Source organism: Flavobacterium sp. Sr18 (assembly GCF_011064265.1).
Taxonomy (GTDB): Bacteria; Bacteroidota; Bacteroidia; order Flavobacteriales; family Flavobacteriaceae; genus Flavobacterium; species Flavobacterium petrolei.
This window is the reverse complement of record NZ_CP049329.1, coordinates 1,133,849-1,160,524: the sequence shown is the minus strand read 5'-3', so window position 1 is coordinate 1,160,524 and position 26,676 is coordinate 1,133,849. Positions and strand designations below refer to the sequence as shown.

Here is a 26,676-nt window from a genome sequence, read left to right as displayed (position 1 = left end):
TTATTTTACTGTTGGTTTATTCAGAAGAATTGGTTCTCCAAAACCAATTTGTTCTAGTTTTTTCAATTGCGTTTCAGCATCACCTATCACTAAATAGATCATTTTATCAGCATTCAAATACTTTTCTGAAAGCTTTTTTATAGCGTCAATACTACTGTTTTTCACAGTGTTTTCCTGTTGCTTTGCGTAATCATCAGCGTAATTGTAGTTGCTGATATCGTAGAGCATTTCCAGTTTAGAAGACAAAGTTTCAAATGCTCTGGCATTACTTTTAATTAAATATCCTTTCGTCACTTCAAGATCATTCTCGTTGAAGTTTTTTCCATATTGCGAAAGAATTTCTTTGATTACCCTAACGGATTCAAACGTTACATTCGAACGAACTCCACTTGCAATAGTAAAAGGACCTTTGTTTACAGAACCATCAAATGACGAATTGATTCCGTAAGTATATCCTTTTCCTTCGCGTAATTCTTGCGTCAATTGTGAAGCAAAACTACCACCGCCTAAACGGTAATTCATGATTTGAACAGAATAGAAATCCTCATCAGTTGCGGCAAGAGCAGGATATCCAATTCGGATTACCGATTGTTTTGCACCGGGAACATCATAAAAATAAATTTTTGAGGAAGCTATAGTATTTGTAGTTAATGCTTTAGGAACCATAATTTTTTTAGCCTCCCAATTTTTATTTAAATCTGCTAATGAATTTGTTACGTCTGCTTTTGAAATAGCACCCACAATTTGAAAATTAGTAACTGATGGAGTAGTGTTTTTAGTATAGTAATTTTTCAAATCGGCAATTGTAATGCTATTTACCGAATTTTCAGTACCAATGCGGTTATTCGCTAAAATAGATTCTTTGCCATAGATTAATTTTTTGAATTCATTTCTGGCAATACTATTTGGATCTGCTTTCTGCTGTGTGATTTGGCTTAACGTACTTTGTTTAATCAAATCAAATTCGGTACTATCCCAGCGTGGTTGTAAAATTATTTCCTGAACTAATGCCATAGTTGCAGCGTAATTTTTGGCTAAAGTATTGCCTGAAATAAATAAAGATTCATCAGTTGCATAAGCTCTTATAGTTGCTCCCAAACTTTCAATCGCATTTTCAAGTTGCTCCGGAGTTTTGTTTTTAGTTCCTTTTGTCATCAGTTCCGCCAGCATATTCGAAACTCCTATTTTATTTGCTTCTTCAAGTAACATTCCGCCTTTTATTTGCAATTGAAATTGAACAAGCGGCACTTCGTGGTTTTCAATTCCTAACACGTTTAGACCGGATAACAACTTGCTTTTCCAAACTGTTGGTAATATTACATCAGGACTTTCTCCATAAGCGGGCTCAACGCTTCGGTCAAATTTAGAAGGTGTTTTTTCATACGTAGCAGCAATGCTGGCATCAAAGGAATCTTCTTTGCCTTCAATGATTTTTTCCTCTACAACCTCGGCTACTATTGAACCAGCCAGAATTAAATTGGCCTCTCCTTTTGGAACAAAACTGGTGGCTACAAAATATTTTCCTTTGATGTATTTTTGATATACACGCATTACGTCTTCGGTAGTTACAGCAAGAATATTTTTGACATCTTGATTGATATAATCCGGAGTTCCCGCGAAAATTTCATATTGCGCCAGTTGAAACCCTTTTCCTAATACACTAGATAAATTGGTGTAAAAAGCAGTTTCTTGTCCCGCTATAATTCGATTTAAATCTTGTTGAGAAATTCCTTCAGCTTCAAAGTTTTTAAAAGCTTCGTTTACGCCATTCATTACGTCATTCAAATTTGTTTTTTCAAAAGCGGTTACGCTCAACATATATTGACCCGCTATTTCTGAATTGTATTGAAAAACATCGGTGGCATCAGTTACTTTTTTGTCTTCTACCAAGGTTTTATATAGAGGTGCTTTTTTACCTTTGGAAAGATAGCTTGCCAAAACTTCTAACGCATAACTGTCAGGATGGTATTCGTAAACTGACGGCCATGTTAGCGTAAGTTGAGGCAACTTAGCAAAATTATCTTCGTAATATAATTTTTTAGTTTCGGTCAATATCACAGACTGCTTTACCATTTTTGGAATCGCTTCTCCACGTCTGATGTCTCCAAAATATTTTTCGACCCAAGCTTTGGTTTGTTTTACATTAAAATCTCCGGCAATAGTCAGCGTAACATTGTTTGGTACATACCAGCGGTTATAGAAACTTTTTACATCTTCAAGCGTAGCATTTTGCAAATCTTCTAAAGAACCAATAACGTCCCAGTTATAAGGATGCGTTGCCGGATATAAATTTTTTGATATTACTGAAAAATTATGACCATACGGTCTGTTATCATAACTCTGTCTTTTTTCATTTTTAACAACCTGTTTTTCTTTGGCTAAAACCGGTTCTGTGACCGTGTTGATGAAATAGCCTAGTTTATCAGCTTCGGCCCAAATCATTTTTTCTAATGCATCTTTAGGAACGGTCTGAAAATAATTAGTGCGATCTCTGCTAGTAGAACCATTGGCACCAGCTCCGCCAATACGAGCACTCATTTTATCAAGCCCTCCTTTTCCTAAATTTTCCGATTCCAAGAAAAGTAAATGTTCAAACAAATGCGCAAATCCTGTACGGCCTTCTTTTTCTCTGGCGGATCCTACATGACTCGTCAAAGCAACTGCAACTACAGGGTCTGATCGGTCAATATGCAAAATAACTTGTAATCCATTTTCAAGTGTGAATTTTTCAAATTCTACTTTGAATTCTTTTGATTTTTGATTTTGGGAGTTGGAGGAAAAAGTACTAAAAAGTAGTAAAAAGAACGCTAATAACTGGATTGGTTTCATTTTTTAAATTTAGGTTCAACGATATTTTAACAGTAAAAGAAATTTTTGCTTTAGACACTAAAAGTAAGAAAAAATAAAATAGTAAAACAGTAGAAAGAACGCAATTGAATTTTGGTTTGTGGCTATTGTCCAATGAGCAAGGTATTTGGTAAATTTTAATCTGAGCGTAAAATAGTTTTCAGAACTAATCTAATATCGTTTATATTTGGTCGTCTTAAGTTTACAACACTAAAATGAATAGCAATATGGATTTTAACTTTTCACATCCCCTAGTTTTGGAGGACCAAACCGTTTTATTGCGTTCCTTACAAGAATCAGATTTCGAAAATCTATTGAAAATTTCCATTAATGAACCGGAGACTTGGCAATATTCATTGGTACGTGCCAATGGCAGAGAAAATCTGGAAAAATACATTCAGATTGCTCTAAAAGCCAGAGAGATGAATGCCGAATTTCCCTTTATAGTTTTCGATAAAAAATCTGGAAAATATGCCGGAAGTACTCGTTTTTATGATATCAATCTTCAGTTTAAAACGTTGCAATTGGGCTATACTTGGTATGGAAAATCATTTCGGGGAACAGGACTGAACAAGCATTGTAAATATTTACTTTTGCAATATGCATTTGAAACGCTAGGAATGGAGCGGGTTGAATTTCGAGCTGACAATAATAACGAGCGAAGTATTGCAGCCATGAAAAGCATAGGTTGCAAAGTGGAAGGTATATTACGCAATCACATGCCAACTTTAGGAAGTGACGCTCGGAGGGATAGTATTATTTTAAGTATTTTAAAAAATGAATGGTTTGATGAAGTGAAAGAGAATCTAAAAAGGAGATTATAGCATAAACAATCCTTGCCAAATGTAGCTTTCAAGTTTAAAGCATTGTATCAGTATTTCCTTTTCGGAAACCTATTAATTGTCGGTATTTTGATTCAGATTCTTTCAAATCTTCCTCCATTTGTTTGTATTTGCTGATGTCTTTTATGGTTACAACAGCTGCAACTACTGTGTTGTTTTGATCTACTAACGGGCGGCCGCTAATTAATACTCTTTTCTTTTCCTGCGCTACGGGATTCCAAAGAATGATTTCGACATCAGTTGTGACTTCTCCGCTTAGAGCACGTTCCATGGGTAAATTTTGGGAAGGAAAAATGGTTTTTTCATCCGGAAAATACAGTTCAAAGTGATTGCTTAAATTAGTTGAAATTTTGTCGTCTTCTTCGATTCCAAAAATCTCGTTGGCCATGTTGTTGGCCATAATTATCTTTTTATCGGCATTAGCCACAATAATACCTTCGCTGATATTTTCGACTATTAACCGTAATTTCTCCTCATTTTCATAAAGATTCTCTATGGCTGTTTGTTGCTCGTTTTCTAACTCCACTAGCTCTGTAACATTTCGGGCAACGGAATAAAATACCCCGTTTTTAACATCAATATTACTATTCCAATCCAGCCATTTAAACGAGCCGTCTTTGCATAGAAACCGTGTTCTGAAATTGACAACGGATTCTCCTTTTAAATGTCTTTGCAATATTTCGCCAGCAGTTTGTTTGTCATCAGGGTGAATTAAATCTATGAATTTAATGCGGTCCATATCATATTGATTGTAACCAAGCGTTTTTGTAAAAGCGGGATTTATTTTAATAAAATGTTCCTCTTTAGCCACTGTTAAAATATCGAAAGCCATATCAAAAAACATATTTGCTATTTTTAACGATTCTTCATTTGCAATCAATTCAGATACATCGCGTGCAACCGCGTAAATAATTCCGGTATGAATATCGATTGTGCTGGTCCAGTCAAACCATTTATAGGAGCCGTCTTTCAAGCGTTCCCGAACTCTATGAGTAACCACAGAATCGCTGATTCTTAATTTTTTGACACCATCCATAAAGATTGACGCGTCATCAGGATGTATGAAACTTAAAAACGGTTTGTTTATTATTTCTTGCGAATCATATCCTAAAATTCGGGTAAATGCAGGATTTACTTTTACAAAATTCTCGTCTTTAATCACGACAAACATATCAAATGACATGTAAAAAAAGGTATTGGCTACATTTAGAGCGTTTTCGATTTCTTTTTTGTCTGTGATATCACTGGCTACGGCATATAGTAATCCACTTTTCACCTCAGGGAATACGGACCAAACGAGCCATTTGATAGATCCGTCTTTACAAATATATCGGTTTTCGAATTTAATAGACGCAGCTCCGGTCTGTAATTTTTGTACTTCTTTTTTAGTGATTTCTATATCATCTGGATGCGTAAATTCCAAGAAATTTTTGCGCAAGAGTTCTTCTTCTGAATATCCTAATGTTTTACTGACAGCTGGATTTACTTTCACAAATCTTTCCATCGATGAGATAATCATCATATCTACTGACATGGTAAAGAATTTTTCAGCGGCCGTGAAGGACTCTTCCAGTTTTTTTCTTTCGGAAATATCAGTAAAAATTCCACCTATGGCGTAAATCCTATTAAAAGAGTCGTGCAAAGGGAACTTCACGGCAATGTAGGTATGTTTCCCGTCAGTTTTTTCTATAACTTCCTCTGTTTTTAATTCTTTCAAAGCCTTCACAACTTCAAAATCGGTATTGCGATAAGCATCTGCTATGTTTGGAGGTAGAAAGTCATGATCGGTTTTGCCTATAATTTCCTGATTTGTAATTTTAAATAGAGATTCAAATTCCTTATTTATCAGCAAATATTCTCCATTTATTTTTTTTATGAAAATTGGACTCGAAGTATTGTCAATAATAGATTGTAGTAATTGTTTGTTTTCCAGAAGTAATTCTTGAGATCGATTTTTAGCTCGAAGTTGGGACCGAATAATAAAATAAACAACGGTCAGCAAAATAAGGGACAGGAAAATCAATGAAATTTCAATCCAATTCAATGAATTATCTAACTCTGGATTTCTATTCTTATTGATTCTTAAAATAAAAACCCCAGCTATCGCAAAAACGACAAACAGGTTGAGGATAAATCCAATGATTATTTTTTTTTCTAATGAAATTTTCATATTTGTGCAGTATAAAAATTAAAAGAAGTCTGTTCGATATTCAGAATTAATTATTTTGGCTTAAGTGCATGAAAGTTAGTTAATTAAATTGAATTGACAAGTGCTTCAATAATAATTTTGCCAAGTATCCTATAAGGTTTTGGAAGGGAGTTGCTGTTTATAGGGAAGATGTTGACACTGCCTTGAATAGGTATGATGGCTTGTTGTTTTAAATCAAATTATTTTCGATTTCTGTTGTGTCAGAAATCTATATTCTTGTCTCTTTTTCAAAAATATTTCTGATTTCTTTAACGCTGCAGGTGCATAACCACTAATTCATAGTTTTTAAAAATTTTCAACAATGAAAAAATAAAATAAAACCCATATTCCTATAAAAAACAATCCAAGATATACATTATTTAAATTTTTCTTTAAGTCTTTTTTAATTATTAGATGGTACAAAATCCAACCTATAAAGGCAATTACCAAGCCTATTACCATTCCAACTCTTGACATAATTTATTATATTATAAAATGATTAATTCCTATTGTCGATTTTCGCTAACCTTTGTTCGTCTAAAGACCTCTAAACAAACTGTATTTTTCTAATCACAAAGTTAATATATGTAATTTAAAATATAATGAAAATTATTTAAGGGAAGAAAGTTAAGTTTTGGTAATGAATGAAATAGAGTGAAAAAGAACATAAATCGTTCCAAAAAAGAGCATGTATAATCCTCTTGAAATTTCGAGCTAAGAATCCAACGGAACTCTAATTGTTTGTGGTAGTTTTTTATTTTATTTAGAATTCGCATATTTCGCTTTTGTTTGGGGATTCTTGATCCGACCTTAATAACTACTGATTTACATAAGAAATGCAATTCTGTGTTAAATGGTTATCTTAAAACACTAAACAATATATAATTTTTGCATTTTAATGCTTGTTAGGATTAATAGAACAGGCTGTTGGCAACTGGCTTTAATATTTAATTGTTAAGTAGTATTCTGTTATTCTCAGTATTATAAAACCAATGAAAGCAAGAACTAATTTAATCATCAATTTATATTTTGACTGTTGAGATTTTTTGATATTTAACAAAGACTTTATACTTTGGGCAAGGAGGTCTTTGTTTAACCATAGAATCAGTAGGATGAAAAATTGATAAAGAATCGCTGCTTTTAGAGCACCAAGATGCACTTCGAAATATACATCTTGTAATATCACATTTATAAGTATTGTTGACGTGAATAAACAACCAATAATTCTAGTTTTTTTAATTAACATCAATATTCCTCCAATTATTTCAAAAAGCCCTAAAGTTATTGCATATAATTTTGAATAACCATAAAATGCCCACATCAATTCCATTCCAGTCATTTAAGAAACTGTTTTGTTGATCTCAGAAGCTCCATCAAATTGTACTAGTTTACCACCACCATAAATAAACATTGCAAACACTACAATCCAAGTAATAGCATTTTCAAATATTTCTAATTTATCTTCTCTATCGAATTTCATGGTGTATGTTTTTATTAAATGACAAGATAAAAACTGTGAGTCAATTTTTGTTAGTTTCGACAATGAATTTAAGTGTTTTTTAGCTATAATATTATTCTAATAATAATGCTTATATTTAAAGAAAAACTAACGAGTTGTGACAATTATCGGAGCGATTTTTAATACTATATAACTAATTCTACATAATGAGGTTATTAGGTAGTTTGAAGGATTAAGTAAAGTAATTATAAGGTTAGTTTAAGATTAGGTTTCGTTTCGAGATTTTGACATTGCCGCTAGGTTGGCTATTTGTAAAAGTTTGGTGTTTTTTCTGCTAAATTTTGGGTTTGAAATAATTATTTTATAAAACGATAAATCAATAAACCAAATAGAAAAAAAAAGGATTTGATAAGCTTGCATTAGCATGATACTTTCTCTTATCTTGAATATAATTTCTAAAAATCCACACTTTGGATTTACAATCAACTTAAAAAGTTTTAGTGTTCTATCGGTTGTCTGTCTTGTATACACTGATCTAGAACTTGATATAAAATTACATCGCAATGTGTTTTATGATTTCGTATATTCTGTATTAATTTTAAACTAAAAATATAAAGTAACTTTAAAAAGTATAGTTATTGATTAATTCACTAAGTATTAAAAATCTTTTCTGATTTTGACTTTTTGATTTTAAATACACATCTAGTTTTGTTAAAACAATAAAATATAGTAGTTTAGCTTTTAGATTTTAAATCAATTTGACTAAAAAATAGTACGTATGTCGGAGCAAACTACCTCGGAATTGCAAACTCAAGGAAAATCGATCAATGCCATTCCATTAAAAACAGCACAAAAATGGGCTAAACGTTGGACTAAACGAGAAGGGAATTACAACAAACACCATCATGTCAATGCTTTTTTGATTCCAAAAGTAGATTTACTGGAAGTTTTAGTAGAAGGAGTAGATGCGGTGAGAGCTTATATTGGAGTGGATGATGCAGGTGTTGAAAAGTTAATGATTGTAGGAACAAAATTCAATCCGGAAACAGGAATTTATGTAGATATGATTTCTGAAACTCTGGGAAATTCAACAGGAGGAGAAGATAATATATATGATTTTACAGAGCCTTGCCCGCCGGCGAGTGATCCTGAAAGTCCTTTAAATTACTAATTGACATGTGGAGTTTATTTGCAAATATTGGTTACTTAATTTTATTCCTTAACCTAATTCTGTTTATTAAAGGCGCCCGAAATTACGGGAAAGCTTACTCAATTTTTACATGGTATCTTGGTATAATTTTTTTAGTCCAAATTACTACAATGACCTTGAAAAAATTCAATATTAATAACTTGTATCTCTCGCATTTTTATTTTATTGGCCAGTTTATACTTCTGAGTCTTTTTTATATAAATATTTTAAAAGGAGAATTACAAAAAAAAATAGTGAAAGTTTGTTTGATCATAGTCTTAATGTCTTTAGCTGTACAATATGTGAATGACTTTTCTTTGTTTTTAAAATTTAATCTTTTCGAAATATTCATTACTTCCATATTATTGATTCTGTATGCCACTTTTCATTTTTACAATATGTTAAATGAAAAAAAAGAATTCTATTTCATAAATATGGGCATTTTATTCTATTTGTTCGGCAGTACAATTTTGTTTCTGGTAGGGAATCTGACAATTGTTTTAAGCCCAAAAATGAATAAAATTACGTGGATTTTGAACAGTATATTGTATGTTTTATATCAAATTTTTATATTGGTAGAATGGAAGAAAAGTTTTTCTAAAAAAAGAGAATTTAAAACAATTTTATGAAAGTCAATACACTACAGGAAAGTGAAATAATTGAAATCATAGTGTATAGTTTTATCGCTTTCCTTCTGATGGGATTGGTTTTAATATTGTTTTTTTATTTTTCAAGAAAGAAAATTATTCAAAAGGAATTAGAAAAAAAGGACTTAGAAATTCAGTATCAAAAAGAACTTTTAAGTGCCGTAATTATTACTCAGGAAGAAGAACGCAAGCGTATTGCTCAAGATTTGCATGATGACATCAGTTCCAAACTGAATATTGTTGCGCTAAACTCTCACTTGTTGACTACACCTAATTTATCTCAAAACGAGATTCATGAGATTACTGCAAACATTATCAACCTAACCGGGAAAGCTTTAGATAATTCAAGAAAAATTGCACACGGTTTGTTGCCTCCCGTTTTAGAAAAATTTGGACTTCATGCAGGAGTGGAAGAATTATGTTTGGAATTTAGCAGTTCCCAGGCCGTAAAAGTAAATTATGAAAACAAAACTGCATTTGATATCAGAGACATTGATAAACATTTGCATGTTTTTAGAATTCTGCAGGAACTGATGAATAATTCGCTTCGGCACGGAAAAGCTACTGTTATTGCGGTCCTTTTTGAGGAAAAAAATGGAATCAAAAACTGTTGTTATTCAGATAACGGAATTGGTTTTGAAATGAAGTCCGACGAAAATAAAAAAGGTTTAGGAATGAAGAATATAGAAAGTAGAATTGCTTTTTTAAATGGTAAAATGACTTTAGAATCAGCATTAAACAAAGGAGTTTCGGTAGTTTTTAATTTTTAAAAAATGAGCAAAACTATAAAAATAATATTGGTGGATGATGAGATTCTTTTTAGAAAAGGAATTTCTTTTTTATTGGGTCGTGAACTAAATATTGACATCATTTTTGAAGCGTCAAACGGGAATGAATTGATTTCTTTTCTCCAAAATAATAAAAATAATCATCCGGATATTATCATCATGGACTTGAAAATGCCCGGAATTAATGGTGTTGAAGCAACTAAGATTATTCATGTGGAATTTCCAAAACTAAAAATCATAGCACTAACCAGTTACGATTCAAAGTCTTTTGTTGCCAATATGATTGATGTAGGTGCGGTTTCGTATTTGATAAAAAATGCAACCCCGCAAGAATTGATTATAACTATAAATGAAGTTGCTGAAAAAGGTTTTTATTACACGGATTATGTCATGAAAATTATTCAGGATGATGTCTTGACTGCTAAAAAAACAAAGAGCGCTTTAGATAATAATTTTTTGACAGCTCGTGAATTTGAAGTATTAAAACTGATTTGTTCGCAAAAAAGTACGGCTGAAATTGCCGAAAAGCTGTTTATAAGTCCAAGAACGGTAGAAGGTCATCGCAATAATTTATTATTGAAAACAGAATCCAGGAATATTGCTGGTTTGGTGGTTTATGCTGTTCAGAATGAAATTATGGATTTTGAAGTTTAATTTTTTTTGAAAATTTGGTTAATTGCTTGAGGAACGGCAATTGTGATGCATTAGTAATTGTTCTTTATTTTGCAGAGTTTTTGAACTTAAGTGTATACCCTTTCAAGTCTTTTTTTAAACTTGCTTGTAATAGTTTTTTAACAGAGCGCATACCTCCAAAATCCCGATATTAAGAGAATAAAAATTTTGATGTTCGGATTAATTTTAATTTTGGATCAAATTCAGTTTCAGATTGAATGAAATTGTAGGTAATTTGGCCGAGTTGGTTTTCAATTATTTCACTTTCATAATAATCAATGCTAGCTTTTTCTAAAGCGATGCTATGTAAAGCAAAATGGATTCTGTAATCCAACTCTTGTCCGAAAACATTTTTATAAAATCAGAATAAAATGAATTCGTAAGATAACCAAATCCCATTTTTAAATTTGGATTTCCTTAAAATCCAATGTTCAATAACGTTTAATAACAATTAAGAACGAGCAATTTTTATTCTTTTCAAGTTGAAAATTGAGGTGTTGTCAGTAGATTCTTTTGAAATAATGAGATAATACGCATTGTAGATATTTATCCAAAAGGTTTTTCTCAAATCATCATTATCCAGACTTTTCTCTAGTTTTGCTGCCCGGATATAGAAAAGTTGTCTTCTCAGCAAGCTTGAATCGCCATCTATTTTTGCAGTGACGATAATTTTTTCTGATAAAGCGGTATAATAATTTCTCAAAAAAATTGTATTTTTTGAGAATGATTCTCATCCATTACAGGCTAAGATGTTGGTAGCAAAGCATGTAAAAAGTTATAATTAGGATTACTAATAAACACAATCCTATTTTTTTTAATAAATTCAGAAGATTGAACGGATCATTGCTTTCGTTTGGATTCATCATTAAATTTTTCATTTTGGTTTATTAAAGGATATATGCGAATTTATAATTAAGAAATAATTTGGCCATGCGTATTTTTACGGGTTTTTTAGAAAAGCTATGAAAAAGCTTCATTTAAACGTTAAATTTTATTCATTTGAAGTCCTTACTTTCTATCTTTGAGATATAAAAAATTATTGCAAGATGCTCAAAAAACTCTTCTATATATTCCTTTTTCTATCGACCATAACTGCCAAAGCTTCTTTCATTTTGGTACCTATGGATGAAACTACGCAGCAAAACCATTTGAAAGCATACGGAATTACATTTTGGTGTTTGGATAAAAATTACAAAGCGAGTTGGTTACTTAATTATCGCGGAGGTTCTTTTTTATTGCCTGATGCCGAGGAAATCCGAAAAGAATGCCAGATACGCGGTGTCAGTTTTGAAATTATCTCTGATGCGGAAGAATTGACAATCTTAAATGAAATCTCGAGTCCTTCCCAAAATATGGAATCTGTGGTGCTGGAAAAAGCACCTAAAATTGCGGTGTATACTCCTAAAGGAAAACAGCCTTGGGATGATGCTGTAACTTTGGTTTTGACGTATGCTGAAATCCCTTTTACTGCAATATATGATGAAGAAGTGTTAAGTGATCAACTGTTGCTTTACGATTGGCTGCATTTACATCATGAAGATTTTACGGGTCAATACGGCAAGTTTTACGGAGCTTATAAGAATGTACCCTGGTACATCGAGCAAAAGAAAGAGGCGGAGACTTTAGCAACTAAATTAGGATATGCTAAAGTGTCTCAGGAAAAAGGAGCTGTTGCCAAAAAAATAAGGGACTTTGTAATTGGTGGTGGATTTATGTTTGCCATGTGTTCTGCAACGGATAGTTTTGATATTGCTTTGACAGCGGATGGCGTAGATATTTGCGAGGCCATGTTTGATGGAGATCCTAGTGAAGGAAATTACCAATCTAAAATGAATTATAGTAATTCATTTGCTTTCAAAGATTTTACATTAGAAAGAAAGCCCGAGCAATATGAATTTTCGGATATTGATATGACTTCAAAAAGACGAATTCCCATGGAGAAAGATTATTTTACTTTAATGGAATTTTCGGCTAAATGGGATCCAATCCCCAGTATGCTTTGTCAAAATCATACACAGTTGGTCAAAGGGTTTATGGGACAAACCACTGCATTTGATGCGCCCTTAATCAAGTCAAATGTGTTGGTGATGGGGACGTGTGAGCTAAATGGGGAAGCACGTTACATTCATGGTCAAAAGGGAAAAGGAATGTTTACATTCTACGGTGGTCACGATCCGGAAGATTTTCAGCATCAGGTAGGTGATCCACCAACAGTTCTGGACTTGCATTCTAATTCACCTGGGTATCGTTTGATTTTGAATAACGTTTTATTTCCGGCAGCAAGAAAGAAAAAATTGAAAACATGATATAGAACAAAAGCCAATCGGAATTCGATTGGCTTTTGTTTTTTAGCCCTGATGGCAGTGGCATCCTTTGTTTGCCTTCTTTAGGCAAACAAAGATATAACGAACAGCAGGATTAGCTCCTGAAAACATTATACCACTCCGTGTTCATTTTCTTTGTCTAAATATTCTTGTACAATATCAATGGCATTGGTCACTACGTCACTTAATGCGGTGATAAAACTTCCTTCTTCAGCAGAGTTTATAGCATGTTTTATAGCTTCAGTTTCTTTAGGGATAATTTCATAGGTAACCGTTTTACCGGAAGTTTTGATTCCATCGAGAATTAAATTAATAATTTCATCTTCGGTTCTTCCTCTCAGGTATTTTTCTTGTCTAATTATAATATGGTCAAACATTCGGGCTGCTATATTGGCACATTCTCTGATGTCTTCGTCTCTGCGATCACCAACACCTGCTATTATTCCAATTTTCTTGGTAGCATCTACACTTTGAAGGTATTCTTCGACACCTTTATAACCAGATGCATTGTGAGCAAAATCAATAAGGACTTTGAATTTTTTGAATTCAAAAATATTCATACGACCCGGAGTTTGTGCGGCACTTGGAATGAAAGTTTGAAGGGACAAACTGATATCTTCAGTTTTGAAACCCCATAAATAACTCGCTAAAGTAGCAGCAAGGACATTGGCAATCATGAATTTCGCTTTACCGCCTAATGTTAAAGGTACGTGAGTCGCACGCTCAATTCGGATTTTCCATTCTCCTTTTTTGATAGTGATATACCCATTTTCATAGACTGCTACTGTTTTTCCTTCGGCACAAAGTTTTTTTATAAAATCGCTGTCTTCGCTCAAACTGAAATAGGCGACATTACAATTTAGGTCTTTTCCTAACTTTATACAATGTTCGTCGTCACCATTTAAAACAGCCCAGCCGTTTTTCTTGATACTTTTGACAACTGTTGCTTTAACTCTTGCCAAATCGTCTAACGTATGAATGTCACTTAAACCCAAATGGTCTTCTTGAATATTCGTGATTACTCCGATATCACAGCGACTGAAACCCAAACCAGATCGAAGAATTCCGCCTCTGGCAGTTTCCAGAACTGCAAATTCTACAGTTGGATCTCTCAAAATATATTCGGCACTAAGAGGTCCTGTCGTATCTCCTTTTTCCATCATGTGGTTTTGGACATATATCCCATCTGATGTGGTGAAACCTACCTTGAAACCATTATTTTTTACAATATGTGCCAATAATCGGGTAGTGGTGGTTTTTCCATTAGTTCCCGTTACGGCGATTATAGGAATTCGACACGATTTCCCCGGGGGATATAACATGTCGATCACTGGTGCGGCAACGTTTCGAGGCAAGCCTTCAGAAGGCGCAAGGTGCATTCTAAAACCGGGAGCCGCATTGACTTCCAGAATTACGCCTCCATTTTCCTTTAATGGCTGTGTTAAATTTTCGGCCATAATATCAACTCCGCAAACATCAAGTCCAATTACTCTTGAAATTCTTTCGGCCAGAAAGATATTTTCTGGGTGCATCATATCAGTAACATCTACAGAAGTTCCGCCGGTGCTTAAATTTGCTGTTGATTTCAAAAATACAATTTCACCAATTCTTGGAATAGTTTCCAAAGTATAGTTTAGTTTTTCCAATAAATCTTCGGTATCTCTGTCAACATCGATTTGAGTTAGCACATTTTCATGTCCATAACCTCTTCTTGGATCCTGATTGGTAGTTTCAATTAATTGCTGAATACTGTCGGTTCCATTACCTATTACATGAGCCGGAACTCTCTTTGCGGCAGCAACTAATTTATTATCGATAACCAATATTCTAAAATCGAAACCGGTTATGAATTTTTCTACAATGACGCGTTTGCCGTATGCTTGTGCAAATGCTAAACCGGATACTGCATCTTCCCAATTGGTAACATTAATGGAAGCACCTTTTCCGTGATTTCCACCCAAAGGTTTTAGGACAATAGGATAGCCAATTTTTTGTATCACTTCGGCTAAACTTTCTTCATCTACACAAATGCTTCCGCTGGCCACTGGGATAGAAGCCATCTCCAGCATTTTTTTGGTTTGTTCTTTGTTGCAGGCAATGTCTACTGCAATACTGCTCGTTTTACAGGTAATTGTAGCCTGAAAACGCATTTGATTGATTCCATATCCAAGTTGTACTAAAGAATTTGTTCCAAGTCTAATCCATGGTATGTCTCTAGAAACGGCTTCTTCTACAATACTTCCGGTACTTGGCCCAAGGCGAACACGTTCTCGTATTTCACGCATTTTCTGCAAGTCGGCATCAACATCATATTCAGTTCCGGCTATTAAAGCTTCAGCTATGGCAACAGAGGATTCCGCAGCAAAAAGGCCTACATTTTCTTCGGTGTAACTGAAAACTACATTGTAAGTCCCTGGAGTTTTAGTTTCTCTGGTTCTGCCAAAACCGGTTTCCATTCCGGCAAGAGATTGAATTTCAAGTGCAATGTGTTCAATTACATGTCCCATCCAGGTGCCGCGTTCTACTCTGGAAAAAAATCCGCCACGACAACCTTCTGAACAACGGTGTTCAATCATTGAAGGAAACATAGCTTCAATTCGTTCTTTAAATCCGTCAATTTTATTGGTGGGAAATTGCTCCATTTCTTCCAAATCCAAGCGCATTTGGATTAATTTTTTTCTTTGAATACTCCAGATATTTGGACCACGGAGGGCTTGTACTTTAATTATTTTCATAAAAATGGGACGATTAATTTTTGTGTAAAAAAATAGTTGATTACAAAGGCTAAATTTTCATTTTTTGACCAATGTTGATTTGGACAAAACAAGGTAAAGTACAATCTTACAACTCAATCTAAATAAGTTAGATTGCAACTAAAGTAAAGTTTTTTACAATACGAATCAAAATTTATTCTTTCAAAATTAATTAATAGTATTTCTGTTTGCAATTATTGAAAAAAATAGAACTTCAAAGGCCCTTTTTTTATCTTTTTGGTTATTTTTACCAAATGAATATATTAGGAAAACTTATAATAATAGGCGGTGCAGTAGATAAAGGAAGTTTTACGGAAACCGATTTAGATAAAAATGCAACCAATAATTTAAACTTTTTTGAAACTGGAATTCTAAAAAGGATATTAAATGAATCAAAACATAAAGAAAAATCACGAATAGAGGTTATTACAACCGCCTCTGTTATTCCACGCGAAATCGGACCTGAGTATGTGAAGGCTTTTGAATATTTGAACGCAAAAAACATTGCTGTTTTGCATATCGAAAGGCGAGAACAAGCCGCTGATCCTGAGGTTTTGGCTCGATTGCAGGCGGCAGATATTGTTATGTTTACCGGAGGCGATCAGTTGCGATTGAGTTCTATTCTAGGAGGAACACCGTTTCATGATCTGTTATTGGATAAATACCATAATGAAGAATTCATTTATGCAGGAACTTCGGCTGGAGCGGCAGCAGCTTCTAATAACATGATTTATCAAGGAAGTAGCTCCGAAGCTTTATTGAAAGGTGAAGTAAAAATCTCGAGCGGATTGGGTTTAATTGATGGTGTCATTATCGACACTCATTTTGTACAACGTGGAAGAATCGGCAGACTTTTTCAAGCTGTTGTAGGAAATCCGAGAGTGCTTGGAATAGGTTTAGGTGAGGATACAGGATTGCTAATTACTAATAATAAAGAAATGGAAGCTATAGGTTCCGGTTTGGTTATTTTAGTAGATGGTCGCGAAATAAAAGATACTAATTTAACGAAAGTAGAATTAGGACAACCAATATCCATTTCACATTTGGTAACACACGTTATGAGTAAATTTGACACTTACAATCTTGAAACACATAAAATGCACATTCAATCTTCTCATTACCTATAATAGTTAGTTTGCGAATAACAGATTTTACACAGTAAACTAAAAGGCTTCGATCAATTATGAAATTAATTATACATGGTGGTTTTTTTTCGGAATCATCAACCAATCACGAAACAAAAGTTGCCAAGCAAAATGCGTTAGAAAGAATTGTAAAAGATTCCTATGCCTTTTTACAAACGCATTCCGCATTAGAAACAGTTGTTTATGCGGTCTCTCTTCTGGAAGATGACGAATTATTCAATGCCGGAATTGGATCCCAAATACAAAGTGACGGAAAAATTAGAATGAGCGCCGCCGTTATGGATGGCGAAACTCAGAAAATGAGTGGCGTTATCAATATCGAAGAAGTGAAAAACCCTGTTCATATTGCCCAATTATTGATGCAATATGACGACAGAGTTTTAGGCGGAAGTGGAGCTACTAATTTTGCACGCCAACATGGTTTTGAAGCTTTTTCAACCGAAATTCCACAAAGAAGAGCGGAGTATGAAGCGAAAGTAAAATCATTGGGAACGGGAACTGTGGGATGTGTGGCTTTAGATGCCACTGGAAAAATTGCTGTCGCAACTTCAACTGGCGGAAAAGGATTTGAAATTCCGGGACGTATTTCAGATTCAGCTACTGTAGCCGGGAATTATGCTAATGCATTTTGTGGCGTGAGTTTGACGGGAGTAGGTGAGGATATTGTGAGTAATGCCACAGCAACAAAAATTGTGACTCGAGTTACCGATGGTTTTTCATTACAGGAAGCTTTTACTAAAACGTTCAATGAATTAAAACCTTATGATGGTTTTGCTGGCGCCATTGCCATTGACAGTCAAGGAAATATGTTTCATCAGGATTCGCACCCGAGTATGGTTTTTGCCAGTTTTGACGGCGATAAATTTGAAGTTTTTGAGTAATATTCTCTGTTCAAAGGGATATTTATTTAGTATTAATTCAAAGAAAATTCAAACCAAATAGGAATGTGGTCAGAGATTATTCGGGCTTCTTTTAAAGAATTGAAGTTTTTATAAAACGGAATAATTCCTGAATTTATAGTATTTACTTTCGAAGATTTGAAATACATATTATCAAATTCCGAAGCCAGACAATTATCGTTTTTGCATTCTTGTTTCAGCGATGTTTTTTGGTCAACCAAAATTGACTGATAGCCCATTTTTTTCAAAGGATTAAAAACAGTATGTGATTGCGGACAATTAAAATCACCCGCGAAAATTAAATTTAAATTGGGATATTCATCCGGTAGAAATTTAAAATATTTAATCTCGGTTTCAGGTTGTCTTTTCTTTGTTATTGCATGAAAATTAACGACTGTAAATTGTTTGTTTTCATATTGAAACGTACAGAAATAGGGTTCTCTGTCTATTTCTAAATGGTATTTTTTTTCCAACCAGGCTTTTCCTATTTTTTTAATTTTACTCGTTTTCCAGATAAAAGCATATCGTTCAGTTTTATAAGCACTGCTACTGGTAGGATCACTAATCACATAATCCCATTTTGCTCCTTTACGATTAAGTTCATCCGCCAATCTGCCTACAGCCTGCGCGCCACCATATCCTGCCACGACTTCCTGTATGGCGACAATATCATATTCTCTCAGTGAATTTGCAATATAGTTGATCGATTCTTCAGATTTTGATTTTCCAAAGTTTTCGATATTCCAGGAAACGAGTTTCGTTTGGGAGAAAGTAAAAGAAGCAATGAGTAGGAACAGGAAGGAATAGCTGTATTTCATTTATTAGGAACAGAATATTTTAATTTAAAATGACTTTGTAAAAAAAGAAACTTCACGATAAGTTCTAGTTTTTATTTCAGATTTGAATGTAAAGATAGGTAAGGATTCACTTTAATGATAAACTGTCTCTTGTTTTGTTAAGAAGATTATTTATTTTTATTTAAAACGTAAACGTATTGAAGATACCTATTTGATAAAGAATTAGCAGTTTCTGAGGATATATTATTTAGACACAAATTTCAATTGAGATTTTAGTACTATTTTTAACTTTAGAGTCATAAATCTCTTTTCGAATTTTATTTATAAGATCTATAGCTTCTTGTTTTAATTTTACAGCTATTTTTTTTCAAAAGTCTGTCCGTTTTATAGACGTATTTGTAAGGTATAGTTTCTGAATTTATTCATTTTTAAAATGAAAATAATGACTGTCAAGTACGCGAGAATGATTGGTATGTCAACTTGTAGATATAAGTGAGAAAATAGTCCAGAAAAGAGTAGCACTAAGATTATTAAAAATTTATTACTTAGCTTCATTTTATGTACTGAAATATAAATTTGATCCAATTCAGAAAATAAGACTTCTTTTTTTATTTTTCCTCTTTTATTTAAAATTATTCCGCGTTCTGCTAAAGTAATTTCCTTGAATTTATTTTTAAAAATTATTCTGTAGTAGAGTTTATTTTTATTCATTTCTATGATCTAGTCATTCTACATTTTTTTTGGTTCATGTTCAATAATCTTATTTATTTTTCAAAATCTGATATACCAAATAAAAGAGCCAAGCAGCTCCTATTAGGATTACAGCAACTTGTAGTGAAAATAATAGATCAAAATTGAAAAAAAGTAATAATTCCATTAGATTAGTAATTGATTTCAAACTTACAATCTTAAAAAATCATTAGTCTACGGTTTTCCTCATTTGCCGATAAAAATATTATTCAAATTCTGTTTTATAATTTTCTGTGCAGTATTTGGAATAAATAATTTTCCCTTTTCGTTGTCTTGAGGAACATTTCATTGGTTTTTGATTTGTAAAAATGCCAGCTGTGTTTTTTTTATTCCATTTCTCAAAAATTTCAAGATTAATATCTTGTTCGGAGATTAAAATTTTGTTGTTAAGTTTGTCAGTCAATGAACCATCATCTTCATATTTAGGAACCTTTTCTAAATGAATTTGTAACGATTGTTTTGAAGGAAAAGAAAACAATATTACAAGTAGAAGACCTAACAGGATGTTTTTTTTCATTTTAAGAGGTATGGTATTTTCAATTTCATTCCGATTTTTAAATCTGATAAAAAATAAAATAATTGTTATATTTTTATCCAATTGCTCGCAATCCAGTCTTGTAATTGAATTCTATAAACCTCGTTTTCTAATGCGGAATGTTGTAAAAAGCTTTCTACTTTTTGAAAACTTGCTTTTGTTTGGGGTACTTTATATTTTTTCAAAAACTCATTGCAAAAATGAATTACTTCATATTCTTCTACTTTATCAACATAAATGCGGTCAAGAATTTCAATGTGATTTGTGTTATTTTGCAGATTTATAGTTTGAGAATATCCTGAAAATGCTAAATCTTCTCTTGTAAAATTGGCCATTTATATTGATTTAAATTTATGGGATAAACCTAAGATCTTTATAAATCATATCCTTACGGGAAACCGTAAAAGCATCATTTTTTAATAAAAACATTAAACAATGGCAGAAATAATTCAATTATTCTTTAGACTTTAGCTTTATGAAGAGTAAAAATGTAGATTAGACCAGTCCTAAATCTTTTGTTATTGCGATAAGATGAACATTATTATTAGCTTTGAAATATATTTTGAGCTTATTGATACGTTTTTCCAAACTACTACTGCCATTAGGTACAATTCCTGATTCTTTAAATTCAGATGAGATATTCTCTAAAGTAAATCCTTTTGATAATGATTTCAAAAGCGCTATGTCATACGACTCAATTTCAAAAAGAGAATTATCTCTTAAAGCTAAACACAATTCAGTAGATAATTTTTCTTCTTTATTGTTATAAATACGTTGAATTGTTTTTTTGAGTTCGGGTATACTATTTCTACCTTTAGAAACATAAGCATTTATTTCTAAGTTTGTAAAGAGAGATTTTATTCTAAAGGATTTATCTTCAATAGAAAATACAATAGTTTTGAGGTCTGGTTGGAGTTTTTTTGCAGCTTCAATAAGTTCTTCTCCAGATGAAAATCTACTTTCTCGATGGTCTGGTTTAAATGATAAATCACTAATTAGTAAGTCATAAGGTGTATTGGTATGTAGCCCTTTTTTTATTTTTAAAAAAGCGTCATCACAGTATTTGGCATGATGAATTTCTAGGATAGCAAGTTCTTCAAGTGCTTTAACTATGGCAATGCTTATAGAGTCTAAATCTTCGGCAACTAAAACTTTTTTGAACATAGGAATTGGTATTATATTGGGAAAACAATATGTATTCGAAATCCTTTGTTGGATTTACTATCAAAAGTAATTGTTCCCTTTATAGATTTAATACGGTTTTCCACATTTTGCAGTCCATTTTTTGAATTTAATTGTTCAAACGTTGCTCCAATCCCGTTATCAGTATAATCAATTTGTAATTTATTTTTATTTTTTTTGAAAGTTAATACAACTAAACTAGCTTGGCTATGCTTTTTCATGTTGACGAGTATTTCTTGTAGCACCCTGTAAACGATTATTTTCTTATTTTGTTCTAAGGTTTTCCAATTAATTGTTTCAATACCGTTTGATATCACGTTTACATAGGCTGTATTAAATCCAGACATCATTTCTTTCAAATTAGACATAAACAATCGGCCGGTTTCCATGGTGTCGTTTTCTCGAGAAATATTTCGTGTTCTTGAATAAATGGTATCGAGATTTGAAATTAGTATTTCTTTATTGTGAATGTCCGATAAATCTTGTGTTTCAGCAAAAGCCATTGTATGATATACATCATTAGCCAATTCGTCATGTAATTTTTTTGCAATTCGAATCTCAGTATTGTAGGAGACTTTTATTTTTTCTCTTCTGTTTTTAATTAGTATTAGATTTGTTATCATGATACTAACCACAGTAATAATTGCAACTATAGCATATAGAAGTATATTTTTCTTTTTTTGTTTTTCGGATTCAAGTTCTTTTTGGGCTTTTAATTTTAGATTTTCATCCTTTTCTTTTGTAAAATCGTATTTGATTTTAGCAAATTGATTTTTGGCTTTTTGCCTAACTTTGTTGATGCTGTCATTTATATGGATAAAAGCGAGTGAATGTTTTTTTAACTCATCTCCTGAACTGTTTTGTATCAATAATTCTAAACAAATCATACGATCAAGTATGTTTTTTCGTTTAACGGCTGATAAATATCCTAGTTTTGCATAATAAAGAGATAGATTTTTATTTTTTTTGTTATAATATTGTGAAAGATTTATATAACTAGAAGAAATACCGTGGTATTCTTTTATTTTTTCTCTAATATTTAAACTTAAATTTAAATGGTATAATGCTTTAGGGTTTGCTGTTTTGTCATAGGCATGTCCTAAATTATCGTTGATTCTAGCCAATGTTTCTGGGCTGTTTATTTCTTTTTTATTTAAAAGTAACGGAATGAGAATCTTGATAGCTTTTTTATAATTACCTTTTTCCGTGTAGGCCATAGCTATATTATTTTTTATACCAGATTTTATATTCTCATCCGTTTTTGAGTTGATAGCTTTATTGAAATAAAATATGGCATTGTCATTATCATATGTTTGTAGATAAGTATTACCTAAAGTGATGTAAATGTTCGTTTCTCCATAAGGATATTTGTCTGTTTTTTCTAACAAATGAAGGGCTTCGATAGCTGTAGTCTCACTGCCAGAATAATCTCCTAAATTATTTTGAATTTGTGCCATCCATCCTAGTGAATGAATAATTACGGAAGTATCCTTTTTTATTTCAGCAACAAACTTAGCTTTATTAAAATAATAATAAGAACTGTCATATTTTAAGCTTTCATGGTGTTTATAACCTAGTTCTAAAAATTTATTAATTTCTACTCGATCAAATTTTTTTGGAGTGCTGTCTTTAGGCTTTTTATTACAGGATTGTAAAAATGTAAGGACTATTAATACGGCGATGTAAACGGGGAAGTATAATTTTTTAAAAAACATTTTTCGAAATTACATCAAATAACTTTATTACAAAAGTTATTTGATGTATATATGGTGTCAATTTTAAAATTGAATTATAAACAAAAAACCCCAATCTTTCGATTGAGGTTTTTCTATAAGTAAGTAATCTAAATTGAGTTGATAAAACGTTTATTTTACTTTATTAAGTACTGCTTTGAAAGCTTCTGGGTGGTTCATCGCTAAATCTGCAAGAACTTTACGGTTCAATTCAATATTATGCTTTTTTACTTTACCCATGAATTGTGAATAGGACATTCCTTCCAATCTAGCTCCAGCGTTGATACGTTGAATCCATAAAGCACGGAAATTTCTTTTGTTCACTTTTCTGTCACGGTAAGCGTAGCACATTGCTTTCTCTACCGCATTCTTAGCAACTGTCCAAACGTTTTTACGTCTACCAAAGAAACCTTTGGCTTGCTTCATTATTTTTTTTCTTCTTGCTCTTTTAGCAACTGAATTTACCGATCTTGGCATAATTTTATTGTTTTTTTGTAGTAGGCGGCTTGAATTGAATCAAAAGCACTTAATGGCCATACTCCAAGGTTATTTTAAATTGTTTTAACCTAAAGAATTATTAAATAATTCTTAATTGTTGTTTGATGCTTTTCATATCTGTTTTGTGAACTAGCGCAGAGTGTGTCAATGCTAATTTACGTTTTTTAGATTTTTTAGTCAAGATGTGACTTTTAAAAGCATGCTTTCTTTTAATCTTTCCAGAACCAGTAACTTTAAAACGTTTCTTGGCGCTAGATTTGGTTTTCATTTTAGGCATTTTTTCCTAGTGTTTTAATTTATTCTTACTTACTTATCGTTTTGTCTTAAAGTCAAAAGTCATAAAGTCTAACTTTAAGACTTTTGAACTTATGACGTATTTATTTCTTCTTCTTCGGAGCAATGAACATAATCATTCTCTTTCCTTCCAGAACTGGCATCGCTTCTACTTTTCCAAATTCCTCAAGATCTGTTGCTAGTCTTAACAGTAAGATTTGACCTTGATCTTTGTAAATAATAGAACGCCCTTTAAAGAAAACAAAAGCTTTCAATTTGGCTCCTTCTTTCAAGAATTTTTCTGCATTCTTTCTCTTAAATTCATAATCATGCTCATCTGTTTGAGGTCCGAAACGAATTTCCTTAACGACTACTTGTGTAGATTTCGCTTTTAGGATCTTATCACGTTTCTTTTGCTCGTAAACAAATTTCTTGTAATCCATGATTTTGCAAACCGGAGGTTCAGCATTAGGGGAAATCTCAACTAAATCCAATTCAAATTGGTCAGCTAATCTTAAAGCTTCTGAAAGTTTAAAAACTCCTGGCTCAATATTTTCACCTACAAGTCTCACTTCTTGTACACCACGAATAAGACTGTTTATTCTGTGGGCATCTTTTTTTTCTACGCGAGGTTGGTAACCTCTGTTGCTTCTTATTGCTATGACTTTATAATTTAAGTTAAACTGTGAATACTTTTAATGTTTTATTGATTTCCTCGTTTACAATAGCAACAAATTCTTCTATTGTAACGCTGATATTTCCCTTTCCTTCTTGTCCGTGACGACGGATAGAGATGGTTCCGTTTTTCTCTTCTTCCTCGCCTACGATCAACATAAACGGGGTTTTTTGCATTTCGGCATCTCTGATTTTCTTCCCGATTGTCTCGTTTCTATTATCAATGAGGGCGCGAATTTCGTGATTTTCTAGCAAATCTAAAACTTTTTTCGCATATATTTCATATTTCTCGCTCAAAGACAATATTATAGCTTGTTCTGGCATTAACCAAAGCGGGAAATTTCCTGCAGTGTGCTCCAGTAAAATAGCTATAAATCGTTCCATTGAACCAAAAGGAGCTCTATGGATCATCACCGGTCTATGTAATTCGTTGTCAGATCCTTTGTAGGTCAAGTCAAAACGTTCTGGTAGGTTATAATCTACTTGAATAGTTCCTAACTGCCATTGTCTTCCCAAAGCATCTTTCACCATGAAATCTAACTTCGGGCCATAGAAAGCAGCTTCGCCATATTCAACAACGGTTTTCAAACCTTTGTCTGCAGCGGCATTAATGATGGCATTTTCTGCTTTTTCCCAGTTTTCATCACTACCTATATATTTATCTCTATTCTCTTTATCTCTCAAAGAAATCTGAGCTGTAAAGTTTTCGAATCCTAATGAACCAAATACATAGAGTACCAAGTCGATTACTTTCTTAAACTCTTCGTCAAGTTGTTCCGGAGTACAAAAAATGTGCGCGTCATCTTGAGTAAAACCTCTTACACGAGTCAAACCGTGTAATTCGCCACTTTGTTCGTATCTGTAAACCGTACCAAATTCAGCATAGCGCTTTGGCAAATCCTTGTAAGACCATGGACGTACATTATATATTTCACAGTGATGAGGGCAGTTCATCGGTTTCAACAAAAACTCTTCTCCTTCAGCTGGAGTACTTATGGGTTGAAAACTGTCTGCACCATATTTTGCATAATGACCTGAAGTGACATACAATTCTTTTTGACCTATATGTGGCGTAATTACTTGCTCATAACCCGCTTTCTTCTGTGCTTTTTTCAAAAACTGTTCTAAACGATCTCTCAACGCAGCACCTTTTGGCAACCATAATGGTAAACCTGCTCCAACTTTTTGTGAAAAAGCAAATAACTCCAATTCCTTTCCTAGTTTTCTATGGTCGCGACGTTTTGCCTCTTCTAATAATAGAAGGTATTCTGTTAAATCCTTTTGTTTGGGAAACGAAGTTCCATAAACACGGGTTAACTGTTTGTTTTTTTCATCACCACGCCAGTAAGCACCGGCAACGCTCATTATTTTCATCGCTTTGATTATTCCGGTATTTGGAATGTGACCACCGCGACATAAATCAGTAAACGTATCATGATCGCAAAACGTAATTGTTCCGTCCTCAAGATTAGTGATCAATTCAGTTTTGTAAACGTTATCCTTATATAGTTCCAAAGCGTCAGCTTTAGAAACAGGTCGTAGTTTGAACTCGTGCTTTCCTCTTGCTATTTCAAGAACACGATCTTCAATTTTTTTGAAGTCAGCATCTGTGATTTTTTGATCTTCAAAATCTACATCATAATAAAATCCATTAGATATTGCTGGTCCAAGAGTTAATTTTATCCCTGGATACATTTCCTCTAAAACCTGTGCCATTACGTGTGAGGTAGAATGCCAAAAAGCCTTTTTTCCACCTTCGTCATTCCATGTATATAATATAAGACTACCGTCCGTCGTCAAAGGAGTTGTGGTTTCTATAGTTGTACCATCAAATGATGCCGAAATCACATTTCTGGCAAATCCTTCACTTATGCTTTTGGCAACATCCATCGGTGTTACCCCTGAAGCAAACTCTTTAACTGACCCATCGGGTAAAGTAATCTTAATCATTGTTTAATATTTTAAGAATGCAAATATAGAGCATTGCAGAAATACATACAATATATATGTAAGGTTTGTTGCTATATAGGTGTAAATACAAAGTCGGTACTCCTTATATATAGGTAAAGAGGTGTTTTTTCTATTGCGAGCTGTTTCCTGCCATCCGTTTCAATTAGAGTTTCATTTTGGCGTTCCTTATAAAATACAGAGAGGCGATTATCGTAAAGGGTAATCGCCTCTCTGTATTTTATAAGGCGGGCTATTCGCTTCAAGTCCTCGTTCCATTGAGTTTGAGACTCGACGGGACTGTGGGCTTTACGCTGCTATCCCTAACGCGGGTTTCGGTAAACCAGAGTTTTTTGTTGTTTTGACGTATATGATCTTACCATATATAGTAGAGACTAGAAAAGCGATTTTTGTTACTATACAATGTACAGCATAAAACCATTTTATTGATCTAGAGTAGTTTTTTTGTTCGAATACTTTAAAGGCAGACTGCTTTGAAGGAGTAATGCGCGTTGAAGAGCTGTTATAACATG

Annotated in this window: 22 protein-coding genes; 7 read left to right on the top strand and 15 right to left on the bottom strand. The window is 33.0% G+C overall.

Annotated features, from left to right (window positions below; all coding sequences use genetic code 11):
- Entirely contained in the window at positions 1–2,829 is a 2,829-nt protein-coding gene (locus G7A72_RS05170) for a pitrilysin family protein (protein WP_165151696.1), read from the bottom strand.
- Between the two features lie 245 nt (positions 2,830–3,074).
- On the opposite strand from G7A72_RS05170, the gene G7A72_RS05165 reads away from it, so the two are divergent.
- Positions 3,075–3,671 carry a GNAT family N-acetyltransferase gene (locus G7A72_RS05165; protein WP_206531536.1) on the top strand — a complete coding sequence of 199 codons (597 nt, stop codon included), beginning with the start codon at positions 3,075–3,077 and terminating at the stop codon, positions 3,669–3,671.
- A gap of 34 nt (positions 3,672–3,705) precedes the next feature.
- On the opposite strand, the gene G7A72_RS05160 is transcribed toward G7A72_RS05165, so the two are convergent.
- The 3 genes from G7A72_RS05160 to G7A72_RS16580 all read right to left on the bottom strand — a co-directional run bounded on the left by G7A72_RS05160 (position 3,706) and on the right by G7A72_RS16580 (position 7,357).
- Entirely contained in the window at positions 3,706–5,859 is a 2,154-nt protein-coding gene (locus G7A72_RS05160) for a PAS domain S-box protein (RefSeq protein ID WP_165151694.1), read from the bottom strand.
- A gap of 958 nt (positions 5,860–6,817) precedes the next feature.
- On the bottom strand, positions 6,818–7,216 hold the full coding sequence (locus G7A72_RS05155) for a hypothetical protein (protein ID WP_241258578.1): 399 nt from the start codon (positions 7,214–7,216) through the stop codon (positions 6,818–6,820).
- Complete coding sequence (locus G7A72_RS16580; RefSeq protein ID WP_241258577.1) at positions 7,217–7,357, bottom strand: hypothetical protein; 141 nt, start codon at positions 7,355–7,357, stop codon at positions 7,217–7,219.
- A 757-nt stretch (positions 7,358–8,114) separates the two neighbouring features.
- Between G7A72_RS16580 and G7A72_RS05150 the strand changes: the two genes are divergently transcribed.
- From G7A72_RS05150 to G7A72_RS05140, 3 genes are all read left to right on the top strand, one after another.
- Positions 8,115–8,507 carry a hypothetical protein gene (locus tag G7A72_RS05150; protein ID WP_165151693.1) on the top strand — a complete coding sequence of 131 codons (393 nt, stop codon included), beginning with the start codon at positions 8,115–8,117 and terminating at the stop codon, positions 8,505–8,507.
- A gap of 643 nt (positions 8,508–9,150) precedes the next feature.
- The gene (locus G7A72_RS05145) at positions 9,151–9,942 is read left to right on the top strand and encodes a sensor histidine kinase (RefSeq protein WP_165151692.1); all 792 of its coding nucleotides are present in this window, start codon (positions 9,151–9,153) and stop codon (positions 9,940–9,942) included.
- A 3-nt stretch (positions 9,943–9,945) separates the two neighbouring features.
- Complete coding sequence (locus G7A72_RS05140; RefSeq protein WP_165151691.1) at positions 9,946–10,614, top strand: response regulator transcription factor; 669 nt, start codon at positions 9,946–9,948, stop codon at positions 10,612–10,614.
- A gap of 469 nt (positions 10,615–11,083) precedes the next feature.
- On the opposite strand, the gene G7A72_RS05130 is transcribed toward G7A72_RS05140, so the two are convergent.
- Entirely contained in the window at positions 11,084–11,335 is a 252-nt protein-coding gene (locus G7A72_RS05130) for a hypothetical protein (protein ID WP_165151689.1), read from the bottom strand.
- Between the two features lie 343 nt (positions 11,336–11,678).
- Here G7A72_RS05130 and G7A72_RS05125 point away from each other — a divergent pair, with 343 nt between their 5' ends.
- On the top strand, positions 11,679–12,938 hold the full coding sequence (locus G7A72_RS05125; RefSeq protein WP_165151688.1) for an asparagine synthetase B: 1,260 nt from the start codon (positions 11,679–11,681) through the stop codon (positions 12,936–12,938).
- A 128-nt stretch (positions 12,939–13,066) separates the two neighbouring features.
- Here the strand turns inward: G7A72_RS05125 and cphA are convergent, their stop codons facing one another.
- A complete protein-coding gene (gene cphA, locus G7A72_RS05120) occupies positions 13,067–15,691 on the bottom strand; it encodes a cyanophycin synthetase (RefSeq protein WP_165151687.1) in 2,625 nt (874 codons plus the stop codon).
- Between the two features lie 272 nt (positions 15,692–15,963).
- Here cphA and G7A72_RS05115 point away from each other — a divergent pair, with 272 nt between their 5' ends.
- Positions 15,964–16,836, top strand: coding sequence for a cyanophycinase (locus G7A72_RS05115; RefSeq protein WP_113665510.1), 873 nt, complete (start codon positions 15,964–15,966; stop codon positions 16,834–16,836).
- 56 nt (positions 16,837–16,892) lie between these two features.
- Positions 16,893–17,735, top strand: a complete 843-nt coding sequence (locus tag G7A72_RS05110) for an isoaspartyl peptidase/L-asparaginase (protein ID WP_165151686.1) — start codon at positions 16,893–16,895, stop codon at positions 17,733–17,735.
- Between the two features lie 32 nt (positions 17,736–17,767).
- Here the strand turns inward: G7A72_RS05110 and G7A72_RS05105 are convergent, their stop codons facing one another.
- The 9 genes from G7A72_RS05105 to thrS form a co-directional block, all read right to left on the bottom strand.
- Positions 17,768–18,571: an endonuclease/exonuclease/phosphatase family protein gene (locus G7A72_RS05105; protein ID WP_165151685.1), complete on the bottom strand. Its 804-nt coding sequence runs from the start codon at positions 18,569–18,571 to the stop codon at positions 17,768–17,770.
- Between the two features lie 934 nt (positions 18,572–19,505).
- The gene (locus G7A72_RS05100) at positions 19,506–19,817 is read right to left on the bottom strand and encodes a hypothetical protein (protein ID WP_165151684.1); all 312 of its coding nucleotides are present in this window, start codon (positions 19,815–19,817) and stop codon (positions 19,506–19,508) included.
- A gap of 65 nt (positions 19,818–19,882) precedes the next feature.
- Entirely contained in the window at positions 19,883–20,170 is a 288-nt protein-coding gene (locus G7A72_RS05095) for a 2-succinylbenzoate--CoA ligase (RefSeq protein ID WP_165151683.1), read from the bottom strand.
- 160 nt (positions 20,171–20,330) lie between these two features.
- Complete coding sequence (locus G7A72_RS05090) at positions 20,331–20,999, bottom strand: response regulator (protein ID WP_165151682.1); 669 nt, start codon at positions 20,997–20,999, stop codon at positions 20,331–20,333.
- An 11-nt stretch (positions 21,000–21,010) separates the two neighbouring features.
- Complete coding sequence (locus G7A72_RS05085; RefSeq protein ID WP_165151681.1) at positions 21,011–22,732, bottom strand: ATP-binding protein; 1,722 nt, start codon at positions 22,730–22,732, stop codon at positions 21,011–21,013.
- Between the two features lie 150 nt (positions 22,733–22,882).
- Positions 22,883–23,227: a 50S ribosomal protein L20 gene (gene rplT / locus G7A72_RS05080; protein ID WP_073016805.1), complete on the bottom strand. Its 345-nt coding sequence runs from the start codon at positions 23,225–23,227 to the stop codon at positions 22,883–22,885.
- A gap of 100 nt (positions 23,228–23,327) precedes the next feature.
- On the bottom strand, positions 23,328–23,525 hold the full coding sequence (gene rpmI / locus G7A72_RS05075) for a 50S ribosomal protein L35 (RefSeq protein ID WP_022827375.1): 198 nt from the start codon (positions 23,523–23,525) through the stop codon (positions 23,328–23,330).
- 100 nt (positions 23,526–23,625) lie between these two features.
- Positions 23,626–24,183, bottom strand: coding sequence for a translation initiation factor IF-3 (gene infC, locus G7A72_RS05070; RefSeq protein ID WP_370273076.1), 558 nt, complete (start codon positions 24,181–24,183; stop codon positions 23,626–23,628).
- Between the two features lie 16 nt (positions 24,184–24,199).
- Entirely contained in the window at positions 24,200–26,146 is a 1,947-nt protein-coding gene (gene thrS / locus G7A72_RS05065) for a threonine--tRNA ligase (RefSeq protein ID WP_165151680.1), read from the bottom strand.
- Positions 26,147–26,676: the final 530 nt, after the last annotated feature.